19 protein-coding genes and 3 pseudogenes are annotated in these 23654 nt (G+C 34.3%); 4 read left to right on the top strand and 18 right to left on the bottom strand.

Annotation, left to right across the window (positions count from 1 at the left end):
• Nucleotides 1-296 precede the first annotated feature (296 nt).
• Together Q9B79_RS03155 and Q9B79_RS03150 are read left to right on the top strand one after the other, a co-directional pair.
• Nucleotides 297-1247: a CPBP family intramembrane glutamic endopeptidase gene (locus tag Q9B79_RS03155; protein ID WP_306182579.1), complete on the top strand. Its 951-nt coding sequence runs from the start codon at nucleotides 297-299 to the stop codon at nucleotides 1245-1247.
• Between the two features lie 169 nt (nucleotides 1248-1416).
• Nucleotides 1417-1536: pseudogene (locus tag Q9B79_RS03150) on the top strand (IS200/IS605 family element RNA-guided endonuclease TnpB); the annotation flags it as partial.
• Nucleotides 1537-1728: 192 nt separating this feature from the next.
• Here the strand turns inward: Q9B79_RS03150 and Q9B79_RS03145 are convergent.
• The 7 genes from Q9B79_RS03145 to Q9B79_RS03115 all read right to left on the bottom strand — a co-directional run bounded on the left by Q9B79_RS03145 (nucleotide 1729) and on the right by Q9B79_RS03115 (nucleotide 10993).
• The gene (locus Q9B79_RS03145) at nucleotides 1729-3096 is read right to left on the bottom strand and encodes a lytic polysaccharide monooxygenase (RefSeq protein ID WP_306182578.1); all 1368 of its coding nucleotides are present in this window, start codon (nucleotides 3094-3096) and stop codon (nucleotides 1729-1731) included.
• Nucleotides 3097-3755: 659 nt separating this feature from the next.
• Nucleotides 3756-5345 carry a bifunctional metallophosphatase/5'-nucleotidase gene (locus Q9B79_RS03140; protein ID WP_306182577.1) on the bottom strand — a complete coding sequence of 530 codons (1590 nt, stop codon included), beginning with the start codon at nucleotides 5343-5345 and terminating at the stop codon, nucleotides 3756-3758.
• A 481-nt stretch (nucleotides 5346-5826) separates the two neighbouring features.
• Complete coding sequence (locus Q9B79_RS03135; protein ID WP_306182576.1) at nucleotides 5827-7467, bottom strand: catalase; 1641 nt, start codon at nucleotides 7465-7467, stop codon at nucleotides 5827-5829.
• A gap of 345 nt (nucleotides 7468-7812) precedes the next feature.
• Nucleotides 7813-8763: a magnesium transporter CorA family protein gene (locus Q9B79_RS03130; RefSeq protein ID WP_306182575.1), complete on the bottom strand. Its 951-nt coding sequence runs from the start codon at nucleotides 8761-8763 to the stop codon at nucleotides 7813-7815.
• Nucleotides 8764-9058: 295 nt separating this feature from the next.
• Nucleotides 9059-10084: a ParM/StbA family protein gene (locus Q9B79_RS03125; RefSeq protein WP_306182574.1), complete on the bottom strand. Its 1026-nt coding sequence runs from the start codon at nucleotides 10082-10084 to the stop codon at nucleotides 9059-9061.
• Nucleotides 10085-10119: 35 nt separating this feature from the next.
• On the bottom strand, nucleotides 10120-10521 hold the full coding sequence (locus Q9B79_RS03120; RefSeq protein WP_306182573.1) for a peptidase U61: 402 nt from the start codon (nucleotides 10519-10521) through the stop codon (nucleotides 10120-10122).
• A gap of 85 nt (nucleotides 10522-10606) precedes the next feature.
• Entirely contained in the window at nucleotides 10607-10993 is a 387-nt protein-coding gene (locus Q9B79_RS03115) for a YflT domain-containing protein (RefSeq protein ID WP_306182572.1), read from the bottom strand.
• Nucleotides 10994-11132: 139 nt separating this feature from the next.
• On the opposite strand from Q9B79_RS03115, the gene Q9B79_RS03110 reads away from it, so the two are divergent.
• Complete coding sequence (locus Q9B79_RS03110; protein WP_306183316.1) at nucleotides 11133-11495, top strand: YxeA family protein; 363 nt, start codon at nucleotides 11133-11135, stop codon at nucleotides 11493-11495.
• A 102-nt stretch (nucleotides 11496-11597) separates the two neighbouring features.
• On the opposite strand, the pseudogene Q9B79_RS03105 reads toward Q9B79_RS03110, so the two are convergent.
• The 7 genes and pseudogenes from Q9B79_RS03105 to Q9B79_RS03075 all read right to left on the bottom strand — a co-directional run bounded on the left by Q9B79_RS03105 (nucleotide 11598) and on the right by Q9B79_RS03075 (nucleotide 20357).
• A pseudogene (locus tag Q9B79_RS03105) lies at nucleotides 11598-12307 on the bottom strand (alpha/beta hydrolase).
• Nucleotides 12308-12493: 186 nt separating this feature from the next.
• Nucleotides 12494-13018 (bottom strand): TspO/MBR family protein, encoded by a 525-nt coding sequence (locus Q9B79_RS03100; RefSeq protein ID WP_306182571.1) that lies wholly within the window; start codon nucleotides 13016-13018, stop codon nucleotides 12494-12496.
• A gap of 112 nt (nucleotides 13019-13130) precedes the next feature.
• A pseudogene (locus Q9B79_RS03095) lies at nucleotides 13131-14560 on the bottom strand (cryptochrome/photolyase family protein).
• 85 nt (nucleotides 14561-14645) lie between these two features.
• Nucleotides 14646-15158: a carbonic anhydrase gene (locus Q9B79_RS03090; RefSeq protein ID WP_306182570.1), complete on the bottom strand. Its 513-nt coding sequence runs from the start codon at nucleotides 15156-15158 to the stop codon at nucleotides 14646-14648.
• 76 nt (nucleotides 15159-15234) lie between these two features.
• Nucleotides 15235-17862 (bottom strand): DUF2309 domain-containing protein, encoded by a 2628-nt coding sequence (locus Q9B79_RS03085; protein ID WP_306182569.1) that lies wholly within the window; start codon nucleotides 17860-17862, stop codon nucleotides 15235-15237.
• Nucleotides 17862-19394: an NADH dehydrogenase subunit 5 gene (locus Q9B79_RS03080; protein WP_306182568.1), complete on the bottom strand. Its 1533-nt coding sequence runs from the start codon at nucleotides 19392-19394 to the stop codon at nucleotides 17862-17864. The genes Q9B79_RS03085 and Q9B79_RS03080 overlap by 1 nt, the downstream gene beginning before the upstream one ends.
• A 600-nt stretch (nucleotides 19395-19994) precedes the next feature.
• On the bottom strand, nucleotides 19995-20357 hold the full coding sequence (locus Q9B79_RS03075; protein ID WP_061659178.1) for a Na-translocating system protein MpsC family protein: 363 nt from the start codon (nucleotides 20355-20357) through the stop codon (nucleotides 19995-19997).
• A 707-nt stretch (nucleotides 20358-21064) separates the two neighbouring features.
• Here Q9B79_RS03075 and Q9B79_RS03070 point away from each other — a divergent pair.
• A complete protein-coding gene (locus tag Q9B79_RS03070) occupies nucleotides 21065-21340 on the top strand; it encodes a hypothetical protein (RefSeq protein ID WP_001087713.1) in 276 nt (91 codons plus the stop codon).
• A 67-nt stretch (nucleotides 21341-21407) separates the two neighbouring features.
• Here Q9B79_RS03070 and Q9B79_RS03065 read toward each other — a convergent pair whose 3' ends face one another.
• The 4 genes from Q9B79_RS03065 to Q9B79_RS03050 all read right to left on the bottom strand — a co-directional run bounded on the left by Q9B79_RS03065 (nucleotide 21408) and on the right by Q9B79_RS03050 (nucleotide 23563).
• Nucleotides 21408-21641: a YuzF family protein gene (locus Q9B79_RS03065; protein ID WP_000120818.1), complete on the bottom strand. Its 234-nt coding sequence runs from the start codon at nucleotides 21639-21641 to the stop codon at nucleotides 21408-21410.
• 238 nt (nucleotides 21642-21879) lie between these two features.
• Nucleotides 21880-22113 carry a hypothetical protein gene (locus Q9B79_RS03060; protein ID WP_306182567.1) on the bottom strand — a complete coding sequence of 78 codons (234 nt, stop codon included), beginning with the start codon at nucleotides 22111-22113 and terminating at the stop codon, nucleotides 21880-21882.
• Between the two features lie 295 nt (nucleotides 22114-22408).
• Complete coding sequence (locus tag Q9B79_RS03055) at nucleotides 22409-22555, bottom strand: BC1881 family protein (protein ID WP_000738548.1); 147 nt, start codon at nucleotides 22553-22555, stop codon at nucleotides 22409-22411.
• Between the two features lie 546 nt (nucleotides 22556-23101).
• A complete protein-coding gene (locus Q9B79_RS03050; RefSeq protein WP_000486297.1) occupies nucleotides 23102-23563 on the bottom strand; it encodes a CarD family transcriptional regulator in 462 nt (153 codons plus the stop codon).
• Between the last annotated feature and the right edge of the window lie 91 nt (nucleotides 23564-23654).

The following is a 23654-nucleotide window of genomic DNA, read 5'->3' as shown; positions in this document are numbered from 1 at the left end:
TATAATTCTCTCTAAACCTGAAGTTTTCAACTATATTTGTTACGGAAAACATCATAATCTAGTATGCCTCTATAATATGAATATTTTAGTTCTAATAGACGAAAGTTCATCTTGTCTATGCTCTTAATTTGATAGAAGGTACTTCCCCCAGATGCACTCAAGTTAGATAAGGAACTGAAGGAAACTATTATAGAAATTTCTACATTTCTTTCGGAACATATCGCTCCCTTCTTACAAAAAAACCAACTCTATTACATTAAAAAGGTTCTTTATGAAAATATGTAGAATTAGCACATATGCGGTATTTTATAAATGAAGAGGTGATTGTGTTGAAGTATTTAACAAAATCAAAAAACTCATCAACAGGTCTGAGAGGGTATTTGGAATCCTATCCGTTAACTTCATTTTTTGTAATGGCATATTTATTCTCGTGGATTGTATTAATTCCATTTATCTTATCTCAATGGGGTATTTTCCCTAAAATAAGGGCATTTGATATTTTCTTTTTCGCCAATGCATTTGTAGGTCCTATGTTAGCAGCATATATCATGTTTCGAACTCTGGAAGGCAAGGAATCATGGAAAAAATTTAGAAAAAGCATCCTATCTACTAAAGTCGGTTTGAAGTGGTATGTGTTTACTCTCATCGTTATCCCCGCTGCAATGTTTCTAGGTATGGTGATATTAAATGGAGCGATACCTACTTTCCTTGACTTTAATTATGAGTTTTTTATAACCTATCTCATCTCTTTTGTAGCAATTTTCTTTCTCGGTGGACCTTTACCTGAGGAAATCGGATGGCGAGGTTTTGCCCTGCCTCGACTACAATTGAAGTTTGGACCGTTAAAAGCTACATTACTACTTAGTGTTTTGTGGACCTTTTGGCATCTTCCACATTTCTTAACGGCTGCACAAAGGGGTGGCCCGGGTTCTGATTTTTCTCTCCTATATATTCATTTACCAATTTTTATTTTACTGTGTTTACCGATTTCAATCATTCTCACTTGGGTTTATAACTGCAATCACGGTAACTTATTTATTGCCATGCTAATTCATGCGAGTATAAATACGTTTAGCTTGGCACAAATTCATTCCACCAACCCTGTTTTAAAGAATACGGATATATTTGTAGTGATAGGATTGGGATTTGTTGCTTTGTTTATTCTTATTTTCACACGAGGCAACCTGGGATATAAACAAACTTTTAATGAAGTAGAGTTCAATAACAATAAAAATATAAGTAAATAGAAAAGAAAACCATAGAATAATAAGTTAATGACAATAGGATACCACCACATCTCTATCAAGTTAAGAATCATATTCTTTCCCAAAACAAAAAACGTCATTCTCTATTCAAAATGAAATATAATTGCTTGCAAAGAAATTCCCCCCACATTTGTAATCATATAGCTTGGATAATCTACGTAAATGGGACAGCCCTTCTTGTCGTGCACATCATGATAAGGATATTAACGCAAGTATCAATCTAAAGAATGAAGCGATAAGGCTTCTAGCCGCCAGGACTACGGGGGTGTAAAGAGTTCAATAGTATAGCAATGTAGATAGGAAATGATTTATGCTATATTTTACCTAGTAACATTAAAACATATAATAGATAAAAAAAGACGACGCTGAATACGTCGTCTTTTTGATAAAGAGTGAAGTGATTTCTCAAGTTTTTCTTATTACATCAAAGCCAATTATCTCTTAATTTATATTTAAGTAATGTTTACACTGTTTTCCATAATGATAAAGCATAAATCCAGTTTGGGTCCCCATGCCCTTGATGATTCTGGACTGCTTCATACAATTTTCCTTCGTGTAGAACTCTATCTCCCTTTTTATATGCTTTCTTTGCATCCCATGCTTCATATGGAGCGTTTTCAGTTTTTGTAGTAATTGTGAATGTATCACTCTGTACAGATTCATTTCCAGCTACATCAACCGCTTTCACTACATATTTATAAGTAGTATTAGCAGCTAAATTTTTATCCATATAAGAAGTCGTTGTAGATGTTGCAATCTTTTTCATTGATCCTTCTATTTCTCTATAAATATCATAATGGTCTACACCAATATTATCGTCAGATGGACTCCACATTAAATCTACACTTGACGCTGTTGTTCCCATACTATGCAATCCTTTTGGTTGTGTTGGTGCTTCTGTATCAGGAGCCTCAACAGTCGTCTTCACTGTAAGCGCTTCACTTTCTTTCGATACATTTCCAGCTGCGTCAATCGCTTTCACAGTATAAGTGTATTCCATACTTGGTTGTAATTGTTTATTAATAAAATGAGTGCCTGGTACGGTATCAATCATCTCTCCATTACGGAAGACTTGATATCCTTTTACCCCTACATTATCCGTAGAAGCGTTCCATTTTAGTTCAATACTATTCGCTGTTACTTTTTGAGCTTGAAGACCATTTGGAATACTTGGTGCCTCTATGTCTGGTTTCACATCATTAATCAAATTCACATCAATAACATTATAGAACGCATTCACAGTATCCGCTACATCCCATACAGCTAAAATCACATGGTATCCACTACGATCAGTAGGTACATTGATTTTGTGCGCTACATTATTTGAGGCCGCAGAGCCATCATGTTGTACAATACCAATTGGCTCAAAGTCTGCTCTTGTTAACGCTTTATTTGGATCCCATTCTTTTTTTGTAATGTAATAATGCCACTTGCTTGTTAAGTGTGGCGCTGTAAACTTCCAAGTAAACGTATTTTCCCCGCCAGTAATTGTATTTTTAAACCAACGATCTACCGTTTGTTGATCTAAAATGCCACCAAATTTGCCGCCTGCAGAAGCAATTTGTCCATCAACTGGGCCTGCTTGCGGAAATCCTTTTGGAGCTTCTAAACTTTGTGGTTCGTACATAATGCTTCCGCAGTTTACATTTAGTGCGCCGTAAGTTTGGCTACATAAAGCGGAACGGCTACCAGGTTTTTCAACAAAACCGTGCGCGTATGCATTTTGAGGAATAAGTGTCGTGCCAATAATTCCAGTTGCTAATGCAACCGCTCCAAGACTTTTTTTGTTCACTTTTAAGTTTTTTAGGTGTTTAATCATTCGGTTATTCATGTTCATGTCCCCTTCCTGTTATGCTTTGTAGTGTAATGTGGGCTTTGATGTAAAAGTATAACAAGAGAGTAAATCGTTTCGGGTATGCGTAAGTTACGCAGAAACTATAGTGAAGATGTATTCTACCCTTTATGTGAAACATTTCACTTGACTGATATATCATGACATAGAAACTACCTATATATGTGCAGAAGTTGTGCAGAAATATTTAATTTTTTATTAACACATAACAATCAACATTAAGATCGAAAATTTAAAAGTAAGATTTATTTAATGAATGGTTTAAGTGTATTGGGAGACTTTTATCGAGATAAATCTTCGGCAAATAATGACAACCCTTGTTTTTTTATGCATATTCATAAAAAGCACATCACCCTTTCTCATTAATTAAGAAAATGGTAATGTGCTTTTAATCTCAAGAATAGTCCAAACTCTTAAGTTGATGGATGTGTCCGGACTCCATTGCTATCAAACAAAACAATGATAGTTACGGACGAATTGGCAATTATACGAATTTCATTTTTTCGGCACTCTGCATCTAGACGGTATACCCATTGTCCACAGTAAAACTTTATTTCAAACCCATAAAAAATAGATTACCTGCACAGGAAAAAGTATAGTGCACAGGTAATCTATTTGTTTTTGAGATTAATAAAAAACTAATTTATCTTTTGAATTCTTCCATCAATAATAGACTGAATTGGTTCTTTTGATTTTTTTATATAATCTACTAATGCTTCAAAATCAGTTGGTCCTGTTTCAGCATCTTTACCGTTTTTAAAGGATACAAATCCATCTCCACCTGAAGCTAAAAATGCGTTAGCAACGACGCTGTAAGTTTTAGAAGGAATAATTTCTTCTCCATCTGTTAAGCGAATACTTGTTACTTTTTCTCCATTAGGCTTGTTCGCATCCCAAGTGTATTGGATCCCTGAAATTTGAAGCATTCTTGTTATGTCTTTTTGCCATTGTTGATTTAAAATATCACGAATGTCTTGACCTGTTAAATTTACTTTTATTAATTGATTTCCAAATGGTTGAATACCATATATCTCTCCCCATGTAATATCACCAGCATCTAAGTCATTACGAATACCACCAGGATTCATAAGTGCAATTTGGGATTGCATTGTTGTACGCTGGGCATCAGCAACTAAATTTCCAAGAGTAGATTCACCAGCCATATTGAGTTTGCGATCTAGTGGAGCAATAGACTTACCTACAACTTCATTAACAAGAGGTGCGATTTTTGCTTGATATTTCTCCATCTTCTTCTTTATTTTTTTATCAGGCTCTATGCCTTCATGGTAAGTTGTAACAATTTCTGCTTTTTTCTCAACAATGTCTTGTGTTTTACGATCAATCTTTACATCAACATCGGCAAAAGCCATACCATAAGAATTTGCTTGTACGACAAGTTTATTATTAACAGTTCCATTTACATAGGTGTGGCTATGCCCACCAAAAATAACATCGACTTCTGGATCAGTCTCATTTGCTAATCGGACGATATCACCATTTGTTACGCCATTCCCATCTGTTGTACCTCCGTTATGCGCAAGAACAACGATAGATTTAACGCCTAGTTTTTTTAATTGCTTTACGGATTTGTTAATAGCTTCAACTTCATCTGTAATTTCTACATTCTTTAGCATAGTAGGCATAACAAGGTTAGGAACATCCGTTGTTACGACTCCGATAAATCCAACTGGAACTCCTTGCACCTTTTTTATAGTGAATGGTGGTAAAAATAAACGACCGGTGGATTTATTATAGAAATTTGCAGCAACATATGGGAATTTTGCTCCTTTAAAATTTCCTGTTTTCTCATGGTATCCACCATAAATAAGGCGGTTCATTTCCGCAACACCTTCATCAAATTCATGATTTCCTATAGTTCCAACATCGAATTTCAAATCATTTAGAAATTCAATCGTAGGTTCGTCTTGTAATAATGCTGAAACAGGAGTACTTGCTCCAACAACATCGCCCGCATGTACCTTTAATGTATTCGGATTTTGTTTTTCACGATCACGTAAATAAGCCCCTAAGTACTCAATTCCCCCTGCATCTTTATTGTTAATCTTTTTTACAGTGTCTAGTTGCCCATGAAAATCGTTAATACCGAGCATTTGCACATCTATGTAGCGGTTTGATTCTGTACTTGCTTGTGCTGAAGGCGCAGCAAATACACTAGTAAAAGTAACTGTACTTATTGCTAAAGCAACTGGAATGATTTTTTTCAACATAAAATTTCTCTCCCCTAATTAAAATCAGACATAATACGATGTTATTTTAATATATTAAGAGGATTATTTCTATAAAAATTCAACAAATTATAAAAATTAATAAGATTTTATTGTTTTCTGACAAAAAACCTTTGTTTTGAGGGTTATTTAAAGCGTCATTTTTATATTAATATAATGATATACGAATACACCTATGAGACCTAAAAAAGCTAATCCATACATGTTAGCTGTTAAGAAGAATATTCAATTCGAAACTAATGGAGGTTTATCAACCTAACATCTCAATATCACTATTTAAAAAGATGCTCCTGGATTTACCCAAAAGCATCTTTTATAAAGCTTTATTTTTACTTGTTTATCAACTATCTTATGATATTTAGTAACTCTCATATTTTTAAACAAAACTACTTAGTAATCGTATAAAAGGCTGTCTAACCATTTTACGGCACCTCTAAGTATATCCTATTGTGCTTAGGTCTAATTAATAAGGATCTGATTCATGGCTTTTCTTCACTGCATCTTTTGTTGCTTCGTTTGCAGCTAATGAACCTTGTCCATATTTTGACTTACTTACTTCACGGCCTGGAAGTTTGTTTTCCGTTTTAGCTTCTTTCATTTTCTTTTCAATACCTTCTTTTACACGACGGCCATAATCTTCATCAGCTTGTGTGAAGTGTTCAATCATTGCATTCTGAATTCTTTTGTCACATACTGCAAGTGCTTCAGATAGATTTTTAACCAACTCATCTCGTTCCCACTCCTCAAAACTACGATACGTATGACCTGCTTGACCATAATTATTAGGACGATCGATTGGTGCACTCATAGCAGCCGCATTGTAAGTTGGTTGGTGTGGATGATGCTTTTCTTGGTTTGCATCTTTATAACCACCTAGCATAGATGGCTCATAGTTAATATGCGGATTTTCTCCAGACTCTTTCGGATTACGCATATCCATTTGACCACGATGTTGATTTGTACGAACAGGTGCTTTAGGTGCATTAACAGGTAATTGCAGATAGTTTGCACCAACGCGATAACGTTGCGTATCTGAATAAGAGAAAGTACGACCTTGTAGCATTTTATCGTCTGAGAAGTCCATTCCATCAACAAGTACTCCTGTACCAAAAGCAGCTTGTTCAATCTCTGAATGGTAATCAACTGGATTACGATCAAGAACCATACGTCCTACCGGTAACCATGGGAACTGCTCCTCTGGCCAAAGCTTCGTATCATCAAGAGGATCAAAATCAAGTTCTGGATGATAATCATCCTCCATAATTTGTACAAATAGCTCCCACCCTGGATAATCTTTGCGCTCAATTGCTTCATATAAATCTTGTGTTGCATGACTAACATTCATTGCTTGAATACTGTTTGCATCCTCTTGTGTTAAATTTCGAATTCCCTGCTTCGGCTCCCAATGATATTTCACCAATACAGCCTCGCCTTTTTCATTTACCCATTTATAAGTATTTACACCAGATCCCTGCATATGGCGATATGTTGCTGGAATACCCCATGGAGAAAATAAAAATGTAATCATATGCGTTGCCTCTGGGGTACGAGAAACAAAGTCAAACATTCTCTGAGGATTCGCCACATTCGAAACCGGATCAACCTTAAACGCATGGATCATATCTGGGAACTTCATCGCATCACGAATAAAGAAAATTTTTAAATTATTTCCCACTAAATCCCAGTTGCCATCTTCCGTATACATTTTCACTGCAAAACCTCGTGGATCCCTTGCTGTTTCTGGTGAGTCCTTGGCTCCAGCTACTGTAGAAAAACGAACCATTAACGGTGTTTTTTTGCCAGCCCCTGAAAATACTTTCGCACGAGTATATTTTTCTACCGGCTCATCTCCAACTTTTCCATAGGTTTCAAAATACCCAAATGCTCCAGCTCCTCGTGCATGTACTACACGTTCCGGAACCTCTTCTCGATCAAAATGAGAAATTTTTTCGATGAAATGATAATTTTCAAGTGTTGCTGGACCACGATTCCCAATTGTTCGGATGTTTTGATTATCCTTCACAGGGTGCCCCTGTCGTGTTGTCAATGTCTCACGTTTCACGTCTTGTTCATCTAGAGAATTCATGTCCTGGTTTTCTGCCATAATTGAAAACCTCCTCAAAATTATTCACCTTTAGTTATTTCCATTTATTAGAAATAATATGATAGAATTGCAACTTATTTATCAATTAACAATTATATAGTTGTAATCAGTCCTTTAAAAATAATAGGAGCGCTTTCAGATAATGAGTGTGCCCATGTATATGATATAGTTTTTAAACAAAGATTAGAGCCCTCCTACAAGAAGGAGAGCTCTAATCTTTCATATAAATATTCACCATTTTTATCATTGCGGGGACATCAAAACTTTAAGTTGATGAGGATATGATACTACCTGAATTAACAAATATTACTAACCATATATTTATCATATTTTTTATAAACAGGATTAATTAGATTTAAAAAAAGATTTCTTTTTCTTTACTCGTAATAAATCACCTGTCCACCCTTTGAATCGCATATACAAATACATACCCCCTGTTGTGAAAATAATAAATAAGAGAGCGATTAAATAGCTATATTTCCATTCTAGTTCAGGCATATATTTAAAATTCATCCCCCATAATGCTCCTAAGGCTGTCAAAGGCGTACTTACAGCAGTTAATACAGTAAGAGCTTTCATAATTTCATTCCCACGATGAGAAGAAACAACTTCTTGTAAATGGATCATCGTGTCTAATTCTTCTTGGTACTCTTTAACGAGTTGTAATCCCCGCTCTAATTTTACGTGTGTTTGTTTATAACAAAGGGTGTTTGTTAGGTTTTCTAACCAAGCTTCCTCCAAGCCTTGTAACACTTCTTGTATTAAACGAAACACATGTGTGTTCATAAATAATTCATGACGAATATGATAAATTCTTTCTAAAACTGCTATGTTATTATGATGGTAAAAATCCCATAACACATTTCTGAAATTGTTTTCAAAATAGTCAACCTTTCGTAAATAGTGAGATATAAACATTGATAAGATAGCACATAATCCTTCAGCGGAACTATTACAATTTTTTATACCTATAGAGAAATTATGTATTAATTTTTGAAAATTCTCTTCCTCTTTTTCCTGGACCGTTATCAGTATTCCATGCGCTGCGAAATAATGAAGAAACTTTTGGATTTTGGCGTCCTTTTTATCTTGATCATATAAAAACGAACCATATACACAAGTTTGACTTGGTGAAAACGTATAAACATATAATCCATTTTCACAAGGAGAACTTATTTTTTTTACAAATTGAGAGAAATAAGATGTTACATCAGGAGGGATTATAGAAGAAAGTTTTTCAAGTTCACTAGTTTTCACATGATACCAATCCCATTTCGGCATTTTTATGCATTCCATATCATTCTTCCTTTCTGAATAGTTTTATGTTTGATTGAATAATATCCGTAATATGAAATTTATATGTAGGTATTCATGTCTTGGAGGAAAAGTTTTTAGATCTTCTAAATTACAAACTAAATGGCATAGGAGGTCTTCTTCTGTTACAAGGAAGACCCCCTATATATTAGTTATTTGGATTCTAAATTTTAAACATTTCCTCTATACAAGCACTTTTCATTTTTTCTTATTTATATGTGGAAAAGAAGCCACATAATTTGGCAAGTCTATTCAACGAACTCCATTTCGGTCGTTATTATAATTTGGATTCACATGCAGATTGATTCGTGATTTCGTCAAATACTTGACTTCCAATCATATAGTATCCATGAAGTGCAGCCTCTTTCGAAGCGTCTACCATACGGAAAGAAGAAATTTCACCTTGCATTTTTTCAATTCGTTTTTTGTGAATATCTACTATTCCTCCTGTCCAAATAATAGTATCATACTGGTCTAACTTAAATTGTTCTTGTAATACACGCATAACGTCTTGGAAATGTGTATCCAACTCTTTTTGAACCAAAGTATTAACCTGACTCGTCTGATGATTTTCTTCTCGACCTCCATATCCTTTTTCTAATACTTTTGGTATGTCGTTAATATGCAAATGATCACTTTCCCCTGCATGATTCTGCAGGATATTCTTAATATTTTTCAAAGGCTTGCTACATCCTAGTTCCGTCTCATAATGATTTAAAATGACATTCTGTTTCATATCTGTCATTTCTAATGTACGAAATCCACCATCAATAATTAAGATACGATCTTGTTCCTGAATGATTCCCTCTTTTAAGAAATAGGCATGTAAAGCGACCGGTTGCTGAAGAATCAAAGCATTTTCCACCGTAATAGTAATAAATTTCCCATCAATTTGCACGGAAGTTTCTTTTTTTAGTGCACGTTGTAATTGCTCATGCTGACTACCAAAATAAGTAACGGGAAGCCCGGTAACAACTAAAGGTAACACGACATTTTCTTTATAATCCTTTGCAATGCAACCAAATATTTGTTGTTTAAACTGTTCGCTTTCATAATAATTTTCTATTTCTTCGTCAAATGGAGGAAGAAATGAAGCGTCAGATTGATGTGCTTCATTTCCCATGTAGTATGCAAAGTCTAAGTCTATAAAACTTACCTTTGTTAAATCTTCACTTTCAGCATGATTAGGTACAGGGGCTAGTGTGGAAGCTTCACTCTTAATCGTCACCTCAGAATCTACATCCTGTCGATATGCCCGCTTAGTAAAACCAATTCCTACATCAATTGCATATAGAGATTTCATACTTTTTTCCTCACTTTCTCTTTTTAGAGTTCAATCTAAGCACTCTCTTCTTTCCCTTCTTTCATATATTCCTTTTCATTTTTCGTTTTTTCTCCGTCTATGTCCTTACTATTTTGATTTATTTCGTTATCCTTTTCATCTTTTTTCTTTTTGTTATTTTCGTTTTCTGTTAAATCTTTAATAGTAGAAATGACAACCGGTGTGGCTGTAAGCAGTTGTGGTAATGTTTGCTTTGCAACATTAGCTGCAGTTACAGAGAATTGTTTACTTGTCTCAGTTACCTTCTCTAATGTTTCCTTTATGTTTCCTTCTTGTAGTTTGTCTTTTACGCTTTTTCCTTTTGTTTGTATTGCTTTCCGATTTTCTTTTTTTAACAGGGAGACCATGACTCCGGTCGTAATCCCAATCACAGCATATTTAAATATTGTATGTTTCATTTTTCTCACCCTTCTCTACTTTTATTTTCTTCCATATTACAACCTAAAATAATTTACTTATCTATTTATCAGATATTGCAATCTATTAGAGAGAATGATAGTTTTGCGGCTGCCTATCACTCGCCGTTGGTGTTTCAGCTGTTACTAGAAGTAAAATTCTCCCTTGATCTAATTTTTCTTCATATAAATTAGCTTCCTCCTTCGACAACCCCATTTCCTCCATTTGATTTCGGAGTTCGTCCCCTTTTTTGGAGAAAAAGTTGATAATACTTGTTCCCAATCCTTGTTCTTTTACTCCAATCGTATTTGTATTTGTATCATCCGCAATCTTTTTTGTTAGATGTGTTTCATGCGTTAAGACGTAAATGTCATCTTGGTGAATCCCTTGCAATTCTAGCTCTTTTACTTTCACAACTACTTCATGTTCATTATCATATTCATGAACCACCGGTTTTCTTTCATTCTTATGCATTGTATTTTCCTCCCTTAGATTTTTTATTTTCTTATTTAGTTGTTATGTAATATGTAATACACCTATTTTAAAGATGTTAAACCTAAATTTTCAAAAAACTTTATACAATAGGTTATTAACGTTTTTGAATATCAAAGAAATGTCACGAGTACTTTGCATACTAGGAATAGGCCTACCTATATACATACTCCCTTTCATATTACGAGGGGATTTGGATAGATTTAATCCGATTACTGAAGAAAAAAATGTATACGCCATTACGAAGGGATATGGTGTTCCAGATTATCATCATAAAGGACGAGCTATGTACGTCCTAAAAGGTGTTGATGAATCAAGGAATGAGAAAGAATATACAGTAGGAACTAGCACCCCTAATGATTTTATAAACAAAACTTACTTAAAAATTCATGTAAAAGGAAAGTATGTATATTCTTACGACGTTATTTCTGAAAAGGATGTTCCGGAGAAAATAAGGAAGCAATTAGAGGTAGAAATTAAATAAAAGAGCCTACTCTTATGAGCAGACTCTTAATTACCTCCCCAACCTACCATTAGGATATCTCAAGGAAGGAGAATTCTTTCGATCACTTGATTACATTCGCTATCATTGTTTTAACAACCATTCTTCCATTACTTTCACTGTTTCATCTTGCTGTGCTTTTGACGTAATTAAGCTTGCATTATCACCTTTTTGCTCACCGTACATGCCAAAATGAGCATGGTTTCCGCCTTTTATCATGTGCATAGTTGTATTCTTTGACATGAACTTTTTATTGTTCTCTATTTTTCTATAGTTGCTAAAGCATCTACTTCCCCATAAATTGATAACATCGGAATCGATTTCGTAGAGAAGTCATCTGCAGGATAAGAGCCTAAGAAAATGATCCCGTCTACCTTGTCTTCATTCTGAAAGGCATACTTAGAAATCATAGCTCCCCCCATTGAATGCCCTGCAACATACCATTTTTGAACTTTAGGATACTGTTCCATTACACTGTCTACTGCATTGATTCCAAGTATCGCTAAATTTAATGGCAACTTAGGCATTACTACAAAGTGCCCATCTTTTGCAAGAGCTTCCCCTAAGTAACTATAAGCCTCAGCTTCTACTTTAGCGCCTTGATAAAAAATAACCCCTATTTTAGCATCTTTCTCTCCAAAAACGATATGATTTTCATCTTTTTTATCATCTACTAACGACAAAGCCTCTTTCGTCGGTTTATAAGTAAACTGAGACCAAACAAAAAAACTAATACTTCCTATAAGTAAAATACCTAGTAAAGAGTACAGAATAATTTTTATCCATTTCTTCACAAAGATGACCTCCCTAAGATGTATATATTCCATATTTCAGATTATCATTCATACACATAAAAACTCGAGCATTTTTATTATGCTCAAGTTTTTATTTACGTCTTTAATTTATACTATAAAGTGAAACTTTAATCAGTGGGGGTTTTCTTCATCCCCCACTGATTATTAGTTGAACCAATCGGACTTTTATGGGCAGTTGATCCCCCACCTAAATTCTTTTCTTTCGCTGCATTTGGAGGTGGGGGTCTTACTGCCCGTTAAAGTGGGATAAATGGTCCAAGATAAATATGTAGCAAATGTAGCCCATAAAAAATATGGAATTAGCAACCATGCCGATGCTTTAGATAATTTGGAAGAAACCGCTATGAGGAGTAACGTAGTAATAGCGACTAGTAAACAATCTACTGTTGCTAAAAATAAATTTTTTTGACTGAATTGAAAGTAGCTGAATGCTTGACTGCACATGTAATTTAAAAGGAATACAAACCAAAATATTTTTGGCTTACATCCATATTTGTTGTAAATAATTGCAACTGATAATGCAATAAATTCATATAATACAGCCCAAACTATTCCAATTGTCATACCAGAAGGTGTCCAAGACGGCTTTTCTAGTGCATCGTACCACATACGATCAATTGGAAATAAAATACTAGAAACATAAAACAAACCATATGTTAGTAAAAACACTAGAATACTAGATTTTTTCATAAACATTCTCCTTTTTCAATAAAAGGTTTTAGAAACTCTATATGATTATTCTGTCCCTTTAATGGGTAACATTCTAATATTTAAATTTCAAATACATATTGTTTAACCTATTTTATGCGAATTCTTTCATACTTTTATATGCACAAAGTGCTCTCTCCCGTGCTGCCTTATGATCAACAACTGGCAAAGGATATGTATGACCAAGCTGTATATTAGCCTTTTGTAAAATATGCTCAGATGCTTCCCAAGGTTTATGTATATATTTATTAGGCATATCTCTTAATTCTGGTACCCATTTTCTTATATACTCCCCCCCTTTATCAAACTTTTCTCCTTGTGTGATGGGATTAAAAATACGAAAGTATGGTGATGCATCTGCTCCACTTCCAGCAACCCATTGCCATCCCATTGTATTATTTGCAATATCAGCATCTAGTAGTGTATCCATAAACCATTTTGCTCCTTCCTGCCATGGAATTAACAAATGCTTTACAAGAAAAGAGGCCACAGCCATTCTTGCCCGATTATGCATAAAACCTGTTTGCCAGAGTTCCCGCATTCCCGCATCAATAAACGGATAACCAGTTTCCCCCTTCTGCCATACTGTTAATAACTCCTCTTCATTATTCCACGGAAAATGTTCAAAGCTCTTATTAAGAGGTTTATATACTGTAAATGGATAATGATATAGCGAATAATAAGAAAACTCTCGCCAAATCAATTGACGGATAAAGCTATTTACTTGTTTTTCAAAAAGACTACATTGTCTTTCCATACTTTTATTTATTAAGTAATGATACATCCATCTCACTGATATTTGGCCGAATGAAAGATAAGGTGCCAACATCGAATGAGCATTTTCATTTGGAAAGTCTCTTCCTTCACTATAAGAGTCTAATTTGCTAGAGAAAAATTTCTTACATGTTTTGTATGCCCCTTCTTCTGTAGGCTCCCATATTGATTCAATATGAGATGTCCACCGTATAGTCGGCAGCAAATGTAATTCTGAAACAGATAAGCTTGCTGGCAAAGGATTTCCTCCTTTTATACGCTGCACTTTACTAATAGGCTTAGGTATTACCTGCTTTTGAAATGCATTGTAAAAAGGCGTAAACACCTTATATTCAGTGTTATCCTTCTTTTTTATAATCCACGGTTCTAATAATAAATGTGAATTAAATTCCTTACAGATAATACCTTTACCTTCTAACATTATTTTCATTTTTTGATTAGATTGTAATCTGTCCGGATCATAACAAATATTCCAATATACAGCCGTTATACCTAACTGTTCTATGAGAGAAAGTATTTCTTCCTGTGTGTTTCCTTTGCGAATTATTAAAGTAGAGCCCAATGCCTCAAGTTGTTTTTGGACATCTTTTATAGCATGATGTAACCACCACTTTGACGCACTTCCTATTGAAAAGTTTCGTCATGTACATATACCGGAACAACCTCACCGGACTGAGAAGCTTCAAATAGAGATGGGTTATCATATAATCGAAAATCTTTTTGAAACATAACGATAATTTTATTTTGCATGGCTACCTCTTCTGATTCTTAAAACATAATAAAATTTATTATACAACAGCGATTGATACATAAGAATTTATTTGTTTTTCATAGATTAATTAACTTTTGCAACTATTTTATTAGTAGGAATTTTAACCACCGTTTCTTTTTCACATGTTCTATCAATCATGAAACCATGAACTTTAATATCAGAAGGTACTAACGGGTGGTGACGAATCATATCTATACTCTTTTCAATATTTTCACTAACATTTTCTTGTCCACTTAGCCATGCATTCAGGCTATCACTTGAAAATTCAGGCATGCAATTTTTAAAGAGATAGTCTATTTCTCTGTTATTTTTTATGAAATCACGTTGAGTTTGTAGATTAACTGAAGAAGTTTCTTTATCCTCTATTCCTACAACAAAAATTTCTTCCACATTTTCTTCATAAATAGCAATAATAATAGATCTCATTATATCTCCATAAGGATGTACAATTACAGAATCATAGCTGTGTATATTCAACATGTTTTCTTGTTGAATATTAGTTTCTTGTTGGATAATAGGCTCTATTCCATGTTCAATGTCTGTTAATACTAATACTTTTTTATTCTTTGAATTCATATGGAGCACTCCTTCTTCATTATTGTATTTATAGAACTTTTAAACTAGTAAGGATAGTTCATTATTCATTACATGGTTATGACCAATTTTTCCATTGTCCTTCTGGATCAACACTTGCCAGTCTAACCCATCCATTTTGAACCTTTTCTCGAAATGTGAAATGCTTATTTAGCAAACGCTCTATATATTCAATAGGTGCTTGAATTACAATTAGTAAACGAAGTGGTGAATGATATGCCTCACTATCTGACTGCATAACGGATTGCCAAGGTAAGCCTGGCAACAAGTCACTTGCATTTCCTTGCATAACACCGAGACCTGCCGTTACAGTTTGGGTTGTTTTGTTTCCACTACCATAATAATGAGGAGCTACAGTTGAAGCATAATATTGTAAATTTATCCACTGAGCTACTGTTCCTGGTCCCGCAATGATGCTAACTAATATATCGCCACTTTCATCCTGTTTCCAATCATAATTATGAAGGAAAGCCCTACCTTCTAAGTCGCAATCCTGAGTTAATTCCCTTTGTCCGATAATAAAAGATGCGTTACGGGCTAATCCCCATTCCGGACGTATTTCACTCCAATCTTCTGCAAAACGATGTGCCTCTGTAATCGGATTTTTTATTTTCGTTTTAAAATTAGGTAATTGTGTTAAACGCTCTCTATTTGCATGTTGGCTAACATTTGGCATAACCGACTCAATATTATCAAATGCTTCTTGCGCACTTTCCGAAAGTTCTGGGACGTAAATCCATTCCAATTCATCCACTGTTGTTTTATGTTCAGCTGCTGCAAAAATGGTGTCCTCCGGAATGTTAATACCTTCGGCAGACAACGCCTCTCTTACTTCTGGAAGATTACATAAAGTAGCGAAAACTTTTGCATTGAATCCCCCTGCTGCTCCGCCACAAGCACCACACTCAAGCGCTGCAGCATAAGGGTTGTTCGTGCTTTGACTACTATGTCCGCACATTACAACTAAAGGCGCGAATTTTTCTGTCAATCCCACCATTTTTAAAGCTTGACGCACATAGTTCACTTTTTCTTCTTTCGTAAAACCGATAGGTATCTCACATTTTGTATCATGAACATGATTAAGTGAGAATGTTGTATCAGGTTTTTGTAACATCGTTTTACGAAGATTACGAAGGAAACTACCTACTCTTCTTGGCACAAAACTCCTTGTCACCATTTGTAGACCAAGTAAAGGCCCACTTACCTCAGGTAGTAACATACTTGTAAGTACATTTTGTTTCATCGTCTTAAACGTATAACTTACTGAGCTGTCTATCTTCTTACGTTGCTGATAAGATTTATATTCATTTTCATCCGCGAGCTCTTTTATTTGATGTTTCGGTTTTAATATAACTGGCAAAGAAGGATGGCTGTTATTACTACCTAGTTCACTAGTCGCAATTGGTAACCCAAAGAAACCAGCTATTCCAAACGTTTCGAACGGACCTGATTTTTCTAGGTGGCGACGAAACGGTTCTGAACGTACATCAATACAGAATGCTAATTGAGCTAGTACACGTTTTTTAACATTAGTTGCACGTTGCTTAGAAACAATCTTTTCCTTTAATTGCTCTGCATGCGTCTGTTCCCAAGCTTCTAGCCAAAGTTTCCTGCGAATATTTTCATCAAAACGATATGCAAATGCTAATAATTCGCTTTGTTCAGCTGCAGACATTTGTGACCATTCCAGCGTTGAAATATTCCCCCAATGGATCCAAGAAGCTATAAGTGGGACAATCACAACTTTTTTCTCAGCCCTTTGATTTTTTATAGGTAAATAAGGTTTGACAATGGCCAGCTCCATAGAAATTCGAACTGCTAAATATTCTATAACGAGTTCCTGCTCCTGAGTTGACTGTCGGGAACGCCATAGTATCATTCCTGCCCACCCAGGCAAAGCAAGCAAGTGCCCTTCAAGGTAAGCTTGCTTGTTAGATTCAGAAATTCCTAATTCAGATAAACCTCTTGTTAAAGCTACCTCGGCATCCTCTGGCCAATCTTTTAAAACGCTACGCTCATTTTTACTGAGCGCTGGATCAAATGTAATAAGGTGATGCCATGCACGATACAAACCTTTTTCTCGATTTGGCATCGTCCAACTTGCCCCGGAGTCATCAAGATATAATTTACACCATTTAATAATATGATAATTAAGAATATCAGATAGGTTGTCACCCTTTTGATTCTCTATCAATGTACTTACAGGTTGCTTAGAAGCGTCTTTCATACTTCCTGTATTTATATAACTCATTTCTTCTGCCAGTTTATTTAATTGTGGCGATGATAATAGGCTAGAAGGTAATCCCTCTAATTTTAAAGCTGCTTGGCAAAACTGCTCCGCTTTCTTTCGCGGGATATGAAAAGATTGTGAATCAAGCCAACGAGACAAGCCACTTTGTAAAAATGATTCCTCAATCTTCCCTTTTGCCTTTGCTGAATGAATCATAGCAGCACTCGGATATATATCCACATTACGAATTTCTTTTAACCAATCTGCAACTTGTTCAAATGATTGTTTTTCAAGACCCATCCAGGGGTGATGAGCTGCAAATGTAGCGATCGGCCAAAGTGGTGCAATCACTCGGCTAGCAGATTCAACTAAATCATTCATATTCTTTTCTTGTACTTCAATGTTTGTCTCTTTCTTTTTTAAAGTTTCTTTCGTTACGATTGACGATATGCTCATCACTGATTACCTCCCTTTGATACATAATGTTTAAGATAGCTTGGATGACTTTCTACTGACTTTTGTCTCGCCTCACCTACTCGAACGAACCAAAGATACATTACAGCAAATATTGTAGAGGATTGATTACGAGAAACGAGAGTACTAATAGCACTACCAAATAATAAGAGACATATAACAAAAACAACGGCTGAAGCTGAAGGTTGAACATTTTGATACATGTCAGTATGCAACCATTTATAAAGAGAATTATGAACGGTAAAGTAAATGAGAGAAAATCCAGCTAAAATAAATACGCCAACAATTCGTCCCATTCTTCCCTCTCCAAAAACAACAAGCTGTTTCCATGAAAAGTATAATGACCACCCTAAGATGAACGCACTCACGACTTGATACCCTTCTCCAGAAGTCGTAAACCAAAAAGCAATCGCTGTAAATAATCCGAAAACACGTCCGACCATAATCCATAAATTAGATAGCCCTTCATTAGACGGCTTCACTGCCCCAAAACGTTGTACGGAAGAACCAGCTTGTAAAAACAGTGTAGCTTTAAATAAACCATGTAAAATTAAGTGAATAACAGCCGCCAAATAGGCTCCTAATGCGCATTGAATAAGCATAAACCCCATTTGTGCAATAGTTGATCCTACTAGCTGACGTTTATAATCAACTTGAACTAGACTAATTCCTGTTCCGATTAAGACAGAAATACTAGAGAAAATTAGTAAAATGATTTGTGCAATATCATCATGAAAAAGAGGTGAAAATCTAGTTAACATGATACCGCCAGCATTTACTAAACCCGCATGCATAATAGCAGAAACAGGGGTTGGAGCGACAGCTGACTCAATTAACCATCTTTGGAAAGGCCATTGTGCTGCTGGAATCATCACAGCTACTATAATCAATAAGTTAATTCCTGTTTTCTCCAACGTTTCAAATTGAGCTACATTTTCATTCGTTAAAACTGATGTGAACTGCCACTGTCCAGTGACTTGAAAAAGCCAAATGATAGCTGCTAGCAAGGCGATCCAGCTTATTGTAAATAAATAACTAGAAATTTTTGTTGCTTCACTAACTACTTTCCACCCTTTATTTAGCCCTATGAGTAGAATCAATCCTATAAGTGTTGTACCCCAACACATAATCATGAAACGAAGATCATTACTTAACCATGCGACTGAAGATACACCTGTAGTAAATGTAAAAAGTGCAAAGTATTTTCGATATGAGCGATCTCCCAGTAAGTAGCGTATAGAAAAACGCTGAATGATTAAACCAATTGTAAGAACAAAGAAAGCCATGAACCAAGCTAAAGTATCTAAATGCCAAGGCCCTACAACTCTATCTCCATTGTGATTAACAAGTGCGAGTAAAGAAACCAATGAAGGCAATGCAGCGATACCAATATGGATATGAACAAAACGTAAAGGCACCCTTGCATGTAAAAACAACAATCCACTTAGCCAAGAAGCACTAAGCGCCATAAAAAATAATGTTAACAGTGTTGATGAACTCAGCGAAATTAACATGTACAATGCTCCCTTCCAAACGAAAATAACCTATAAAAATTTCTTTTAAGATAGTTTTTTAACTTCAATTTCCATTCACTCTTTGTAGTACATCGTTTTTTCCCATAAAAAAAACCGACAACTTCCATAATTCAATGATTTTATATCATCATTGAATTATGGAGATTGTCGGTTTCCCTTCAACTAACTTCAATAAAGTTTTTTGAAGAGCTCCCATTTTATAGAAGATAATGTATGTATTACTCCTGTTAAAAAGAAAAGTATATTTCTGATCTCCTAGATTATGCAATCAATATATCAATTTATGTTATACGCTATCTTTTCATTAAGAAACTTTTTCATTTTTTCAATATGACATATTAAAAAAATGCTAAAGCCTTAATTATAGTAAACTGTTAAAATGAGCATCTATCAATTTTTTAAAACAATTATAAGATAAACCATATTAAGCAGTTTGTCAATTTCTTCATCTGTTTTTTTAGAGTTATTATACCTAATTCGCTTCAAGTTTTTAATTATTAGCATGTTAATAAAGTTAAATAAAGTGCAAAACTTGTAGGTTTCTTAATCCTTCCACTAACCTTAAGGTATTTTTTATTTTTAAAATTTTTCCTCAAGATTATGAAGCAATTTAAAAATCATTACTCGTTCGCCTGTACGAGAGCTTATATCCGTATGAAAGCTTTTCACTTTCTCTCCCGTTAATTCTAGTATAATCTCTTTCAGATCATCAATTCCAGATTCAACTAGCTCCGAACGATTTTTCTTTATCGTTAGCATACCGTCTTTTGTTTCGCAAACAGTATATTCAGCCGGTGTTAAAATACCTTGTAAATTTACGATAATCATATCCCGTAATATATCTGTCTTAACGGATATAGACCCGCGTCCTAGGTAGTCCTTTTCCCAGTGAGTAATTGCTTTGCTTATCTCTGATTCAATAGCGCCTTTTGAGCTTTTCATCTATGTATCCTCCTTCAATAAAATAAATTTACAATAACAATATAATAATCTGGATTGATTTTATTTTCAATTATTGAGAAGAATTTATTGGGATTGTTGTAAGGTATCCTTTCATATCATAGTGTTTTTTTATATTACAATATAGATTTTTTTGATTATTACCAACAAGATACTCTTACTATAAAGGCTCTGTTGCGTGGATTGCTAAAAAGGTCACTGTGGGGGGAGTTGTATTTTCTTAGCTTGATAACGATGGGACAGGACTCCTATACGTAGTGTAATTGAAAGTTTTTCTTTTTCTAGTTTTGGTCTCCCTATTTTATTCCCCGTTTTTTACTCTCTTCTACGCGTTCAGCCTCAATCATTCTTATTTACACCCAACGATTGAAGCTGATTATTCAATTCCATTTACAATTGCTTGTGTGCGATATTGTACTACAACCTCTAAACCTTTTGAACGTTACAAGTAAAAAACGGGTCCATTTGATAGAACGGTGCTGCAGCTCCATCTTGCAACATGGGGGCACTATGTCAAAAAATTATAAGTTTCACACAAAATTGACACATTTCGATTAGTTCCCTGTACGTTAAGAGATTAGGTTATATATTTGAGGAGATATACGAGACAGGTGTGAATTTAGGGTAATATCATATTTTCCATTCAAATATGATAGAATAGAAGTATATCCAAAACGGAGGAATAACAAATGAACTCAAACACAAAACAGTTTATTTATGATATCCAGCAACGAAAGAACAATTATATAGAAAATGCTTTAATAGCAATACAACACCCTAAAAAAGAGCAATCTGAACAGGTCATTCAAAATATAGTAGAGAAGATGGATATGATGATTAGTCTAGTTACTACGTACATGAGGATTGAATCTGGATCTACGAAAGAATTAAAAGAACTTCAGAAAGAAATTATCCATGCTCAAGCATATATCCAAAAACGAAAATTTGAAGAAACACAGAGATAAAACCCTGTGTTTTTATTTGATGTTCTATGACGCTAATCTGTTATAAATCAAATTACATGTAATTTGATTATTGTTTTGGCATAATCCATACAATTTGTTGAATGCGTACAATATATGGCACCGTATCTTCAATGAGCAAATGATCGGGTTTCACATCCTTTAATTTACCTCTTATATTTCCTCTTACAGTTTCAATAACCACATGTTTACCAATTACTGATTGTAATGTCTGATATACATAGGGATTAGGCACACTTACCATATTTTGTTTACTAAAGTCATTTCCCTCCAAATAACTCATTCTATAAGACTCCTTTCTAACTCGCATTCTTTCTCCTAATATATGATGTAAATCTTATAAATATGCTAGAAGGATAATTCATTATATGAACGGAAATAACATTTTAATAAGATACGGTTTCTATTCCTAAATTGCTAAAAAATTATTTATATAAAGTTACTTTTACTAGTTAATAGGTGATGATATAGGGATATTTTGAATGTACATCTAGGTTGTTCCTTTCAAGATATGTATCATTTTAAATACGCCCTTTATTAGAATAGTACTCATACTTTTTTTGAGATTCTTTCGTAATACGTGCATTAAGTAAAATTGCTAACAATAAAAACACTCCATATTTTCCCCCTGTAGCTCCTATGATAATCACACTACTACAAACAAGTACAATTAATAGGATAAACGAAACTAAATAAATACGATTATAATTCTTTGACATCTTCTCGTATTTTATGCGTTCTTTCCTTGCATCCATCTAAATTCCTCCTTTAAATAATCCATTTCACTCTCAAATAAATCTAGCCCTTAAAAAGGAAACAATCTATCATTTTAAATAATTAGTTTGTTTTTTATCAATTAATTTATATAAGGTAAAAAGAAATCCTACCAATATTAAGCTCTCCACCATGATAATCCCAACCCTCTCCTTCCTTTTAACCCCACCATATCAGATAAAAGTTATGTATATCCCATATTAGCTGCAACAAACAAAAAGGATCCCCCTTCTCTTAAAGGCCGATCCTTTTCTCCTTGTATGCAACTATTTTTACCTATTCTTGATTAATTAGAATAATAGCTGGTCCATCTACACGAATTCCACCAACTTCGATTTTTTCATAAGACTCAACTGTAATAGAGATGATCCCTTCTCGCTTCTTTAATTCATTACTTAATTCTTTTGTTAACATTTTTTTCATGTGTGTACTCCTTCTTACCGCTTAATTTACTATTGGTATGTAAATAAAATTTAAATTGGTTTCCTGGTCTGGAAACCAATTTTTTGTAGTTGACCATATGTTGTTACCAGTTCGTTTATCAATTTTACGTAAAGAAGATAAACAATTACTATTCACTGTCTCAGTAGATGTAAGGAACTCTTAAAGATGGCGGTGAGATTGATTGTTTTTTCTTCTAGAAATAATGACTTAGATAGTATATTACCTAAAACAATGAAAGCCCTACCTCTCTTTCATCCTTACGGCTCCTTGTCCGTGCCAGTGTGAATCAGGATTGTAAAAATCAAGTGACTATTTAATCGAGTTATTTGATGAAACTTCAAACGTTCGTAAAAGAAATTTAAAAATAAAAATGGATTAGATTGAAGTAATAACAAAAGAGGTATCTACTCTAAAAGTGAGTTGAAGAAATTGAATATCTTTGAAATACCTTCCTTTTAATAATCATTATAGACCAGAAAATTCAGGATATTTCTGAGAGATGTCATACATTATTTATAATAAATCTTAACAGAAACTTTTTATTTGATTTTCAGTGATTCCTTTAATTAATTCTAGTTCACTAACCAAAAACTTATATGCATCATCCAACAATTTTTTTTCGCTTGTATTCAGTGCTTTTTCTTTCTTCATACGCATTAAATCACGTACAACTTCAGCACCTTCTTGTATTTCACCCGTTTTTATTTTGTCCGTGTTCACTTTATGCCTTTGTTTCCACGGCAGTAATTTACAGGATTCTTCATGGTGAAAAATGTGTATAATGTGCTTTAATGCAAGTATATCAATAACTGGACGTATATTCGAACTCAATATTTTGCCCTTAGGAATCATGATTTGCATATTACTAATGGACATTTTTATGACATAATAAAGTTGCTTTTTCCCTGAGAACTCTTTTTCTTCTATGGCTTCAATTATACCTGCTCCGTGCATTGGATAAACAATGTTATCGCCAATTTGAAACATATAACCCACCTCCATATGTGGTAACCTTCTCAAGCTTAACACACATGTTGTTTTTTATCAAATATTTAATAATATCATGAGTTTATTTTTG

The organism is Bacillus sp. MHSD_36, assembly GCF_030757775.1.
Taxonomy (GTDB): Bacteria; Bacillota; Bacilli; order Bacillales; family Bacillaceae_G; genus Bacillus_A.
The sequence above is the reverse complement of the archived record's forward strand: the minus strand, read 5'-3'. Positions and strand labels throughout refer to the sequence as shown.

Coding starts and splice junctions, on each gene's coding strand:
- Q9B79_RS03155 (WP_306182579.1), top strand. CDS start 297: ATGCGGTATTTTATAAATGAAGAGGTGATTGTGTTGAAGTATTTAACA.
- Q9B79_RS03145 (WP_306182578.1), bottom strand. CDS start 3,096: ATGAATAACCGAATGATTAAACACCTAAAAAACTTAAAAGTGAACAAA.
- Q9B79_RS03140 (WP_306182577.1), bottom strand. CDS start 5,345: ATGTTGAAAAAAATCATTCCAGTTGCTTTAGCAATAAGTACAGTTACT.
- Q9B79_RS03135 (WP_306182576.1), bottom strand. CDS start 7,467: ATGGCAGAAAACCAGGACATGAATTCTCTAGATGAACAAGACGTGAAA.
- Q9B79_RS03130 (WP_306182575.1), bottom strand. CDS start 8,763: ATGGAATGCATAAAAATGCCGAAATGGGATTGGTATCATGTGAAAACT.
- Q9B79_RS03125 (WP_306182574.1), bottom strand. CDS start 10,084: ATGAAATCTCTATATGCAATTGATGTAGGAATTGGTTTTACTAAGCGG.
- Q9B79_RS03120 (WP_306182573.1), bottom strand. CDS start 10,521: ATGAAACATACAATATTTAAATATGCTGTGATTGGGATTACGACCGGA.
- Q9B79_RS03115 (WP_306182572.1), bottom strand. CDS start 10,993: ATGCATAAGAATGAAAGAAAACCGGTGGTTCATGAATATGATAATGAA.
- Q9B79_RS03110 (WP_306183316.1), top strand. CDS start 11,133: ATGTCACGAGTACTTTGCATACTAGGAATAGGCCTACCTATATACATA.
- Q9B79_RS03100 (WP_306182571.1), bottom strand. CDS start 13,018: ATGAAAAAATCTAGTATTCTAGTGTTTTTACTAACATATGGTTTGTTT.
- Q9B79_RS03090 (WP_306182570.1), bottom strand. CDS start 15,158: ATGAATTCAAAGAATAAAAAAGTATTAGTATTAACAGACATTGAACAT.
- Q9B79_RS03085 (WP_306182569.1), bottom strand. CDS start 17,862: ATGAGCATATCGTCAATCGTAACGAAAGAAACTTTAAAAAAGAAAGAG.
- Q9B79_RS03080 (WP_306182568.1), bottom strand. CDS start 19,394: ATGTTAATTTCGCTGAGTTCATCAACACTGTTAACATTATTTTTTATG.
- Q9B79_RS03075 (WP_061659178.1), bottom strand. CDS start 20,357: ATGAAAAGCTCAAAAGGCGCTATTGAATCAGAGATAAGCAAAGCAATT.
- Q9B79_RS03070 (WP_001087713.1), top strand. CDS start 21,065: ATGAACTCAAACACAAAACAGTTTATTTATGATATCCAGCAACGAAAG.
- Q9B79_RS03065 (WP_000120818.1), bottom strand. CDS start 21,641: ATGAGTTATTTGGAGGGAAATGACTTTAGTAAACAAAATATGGTAAGT.
- Q9B79_RS03060 (WP_306182567.1), bottom strand. CDS start 22,113: ATGGATGCAAGGAAAGAACGCATAAAATACGAGAAGATGTCAAAGAAT.
- Q9B79_RS03055 (WP_000738548.1), bottom strand. CDS start 22,555: ATGAAAAAAATGTTAACAAAAGAATTAAGTAATGAATTAAAGAAGCGA.
- Q9B79_RS03050 (WP_000486297.1), bottom strand. CDS start 23,563: ATGTTTCAAATTGGCGATAACATTGTTTATCCAATGCACGGAGCAGGT.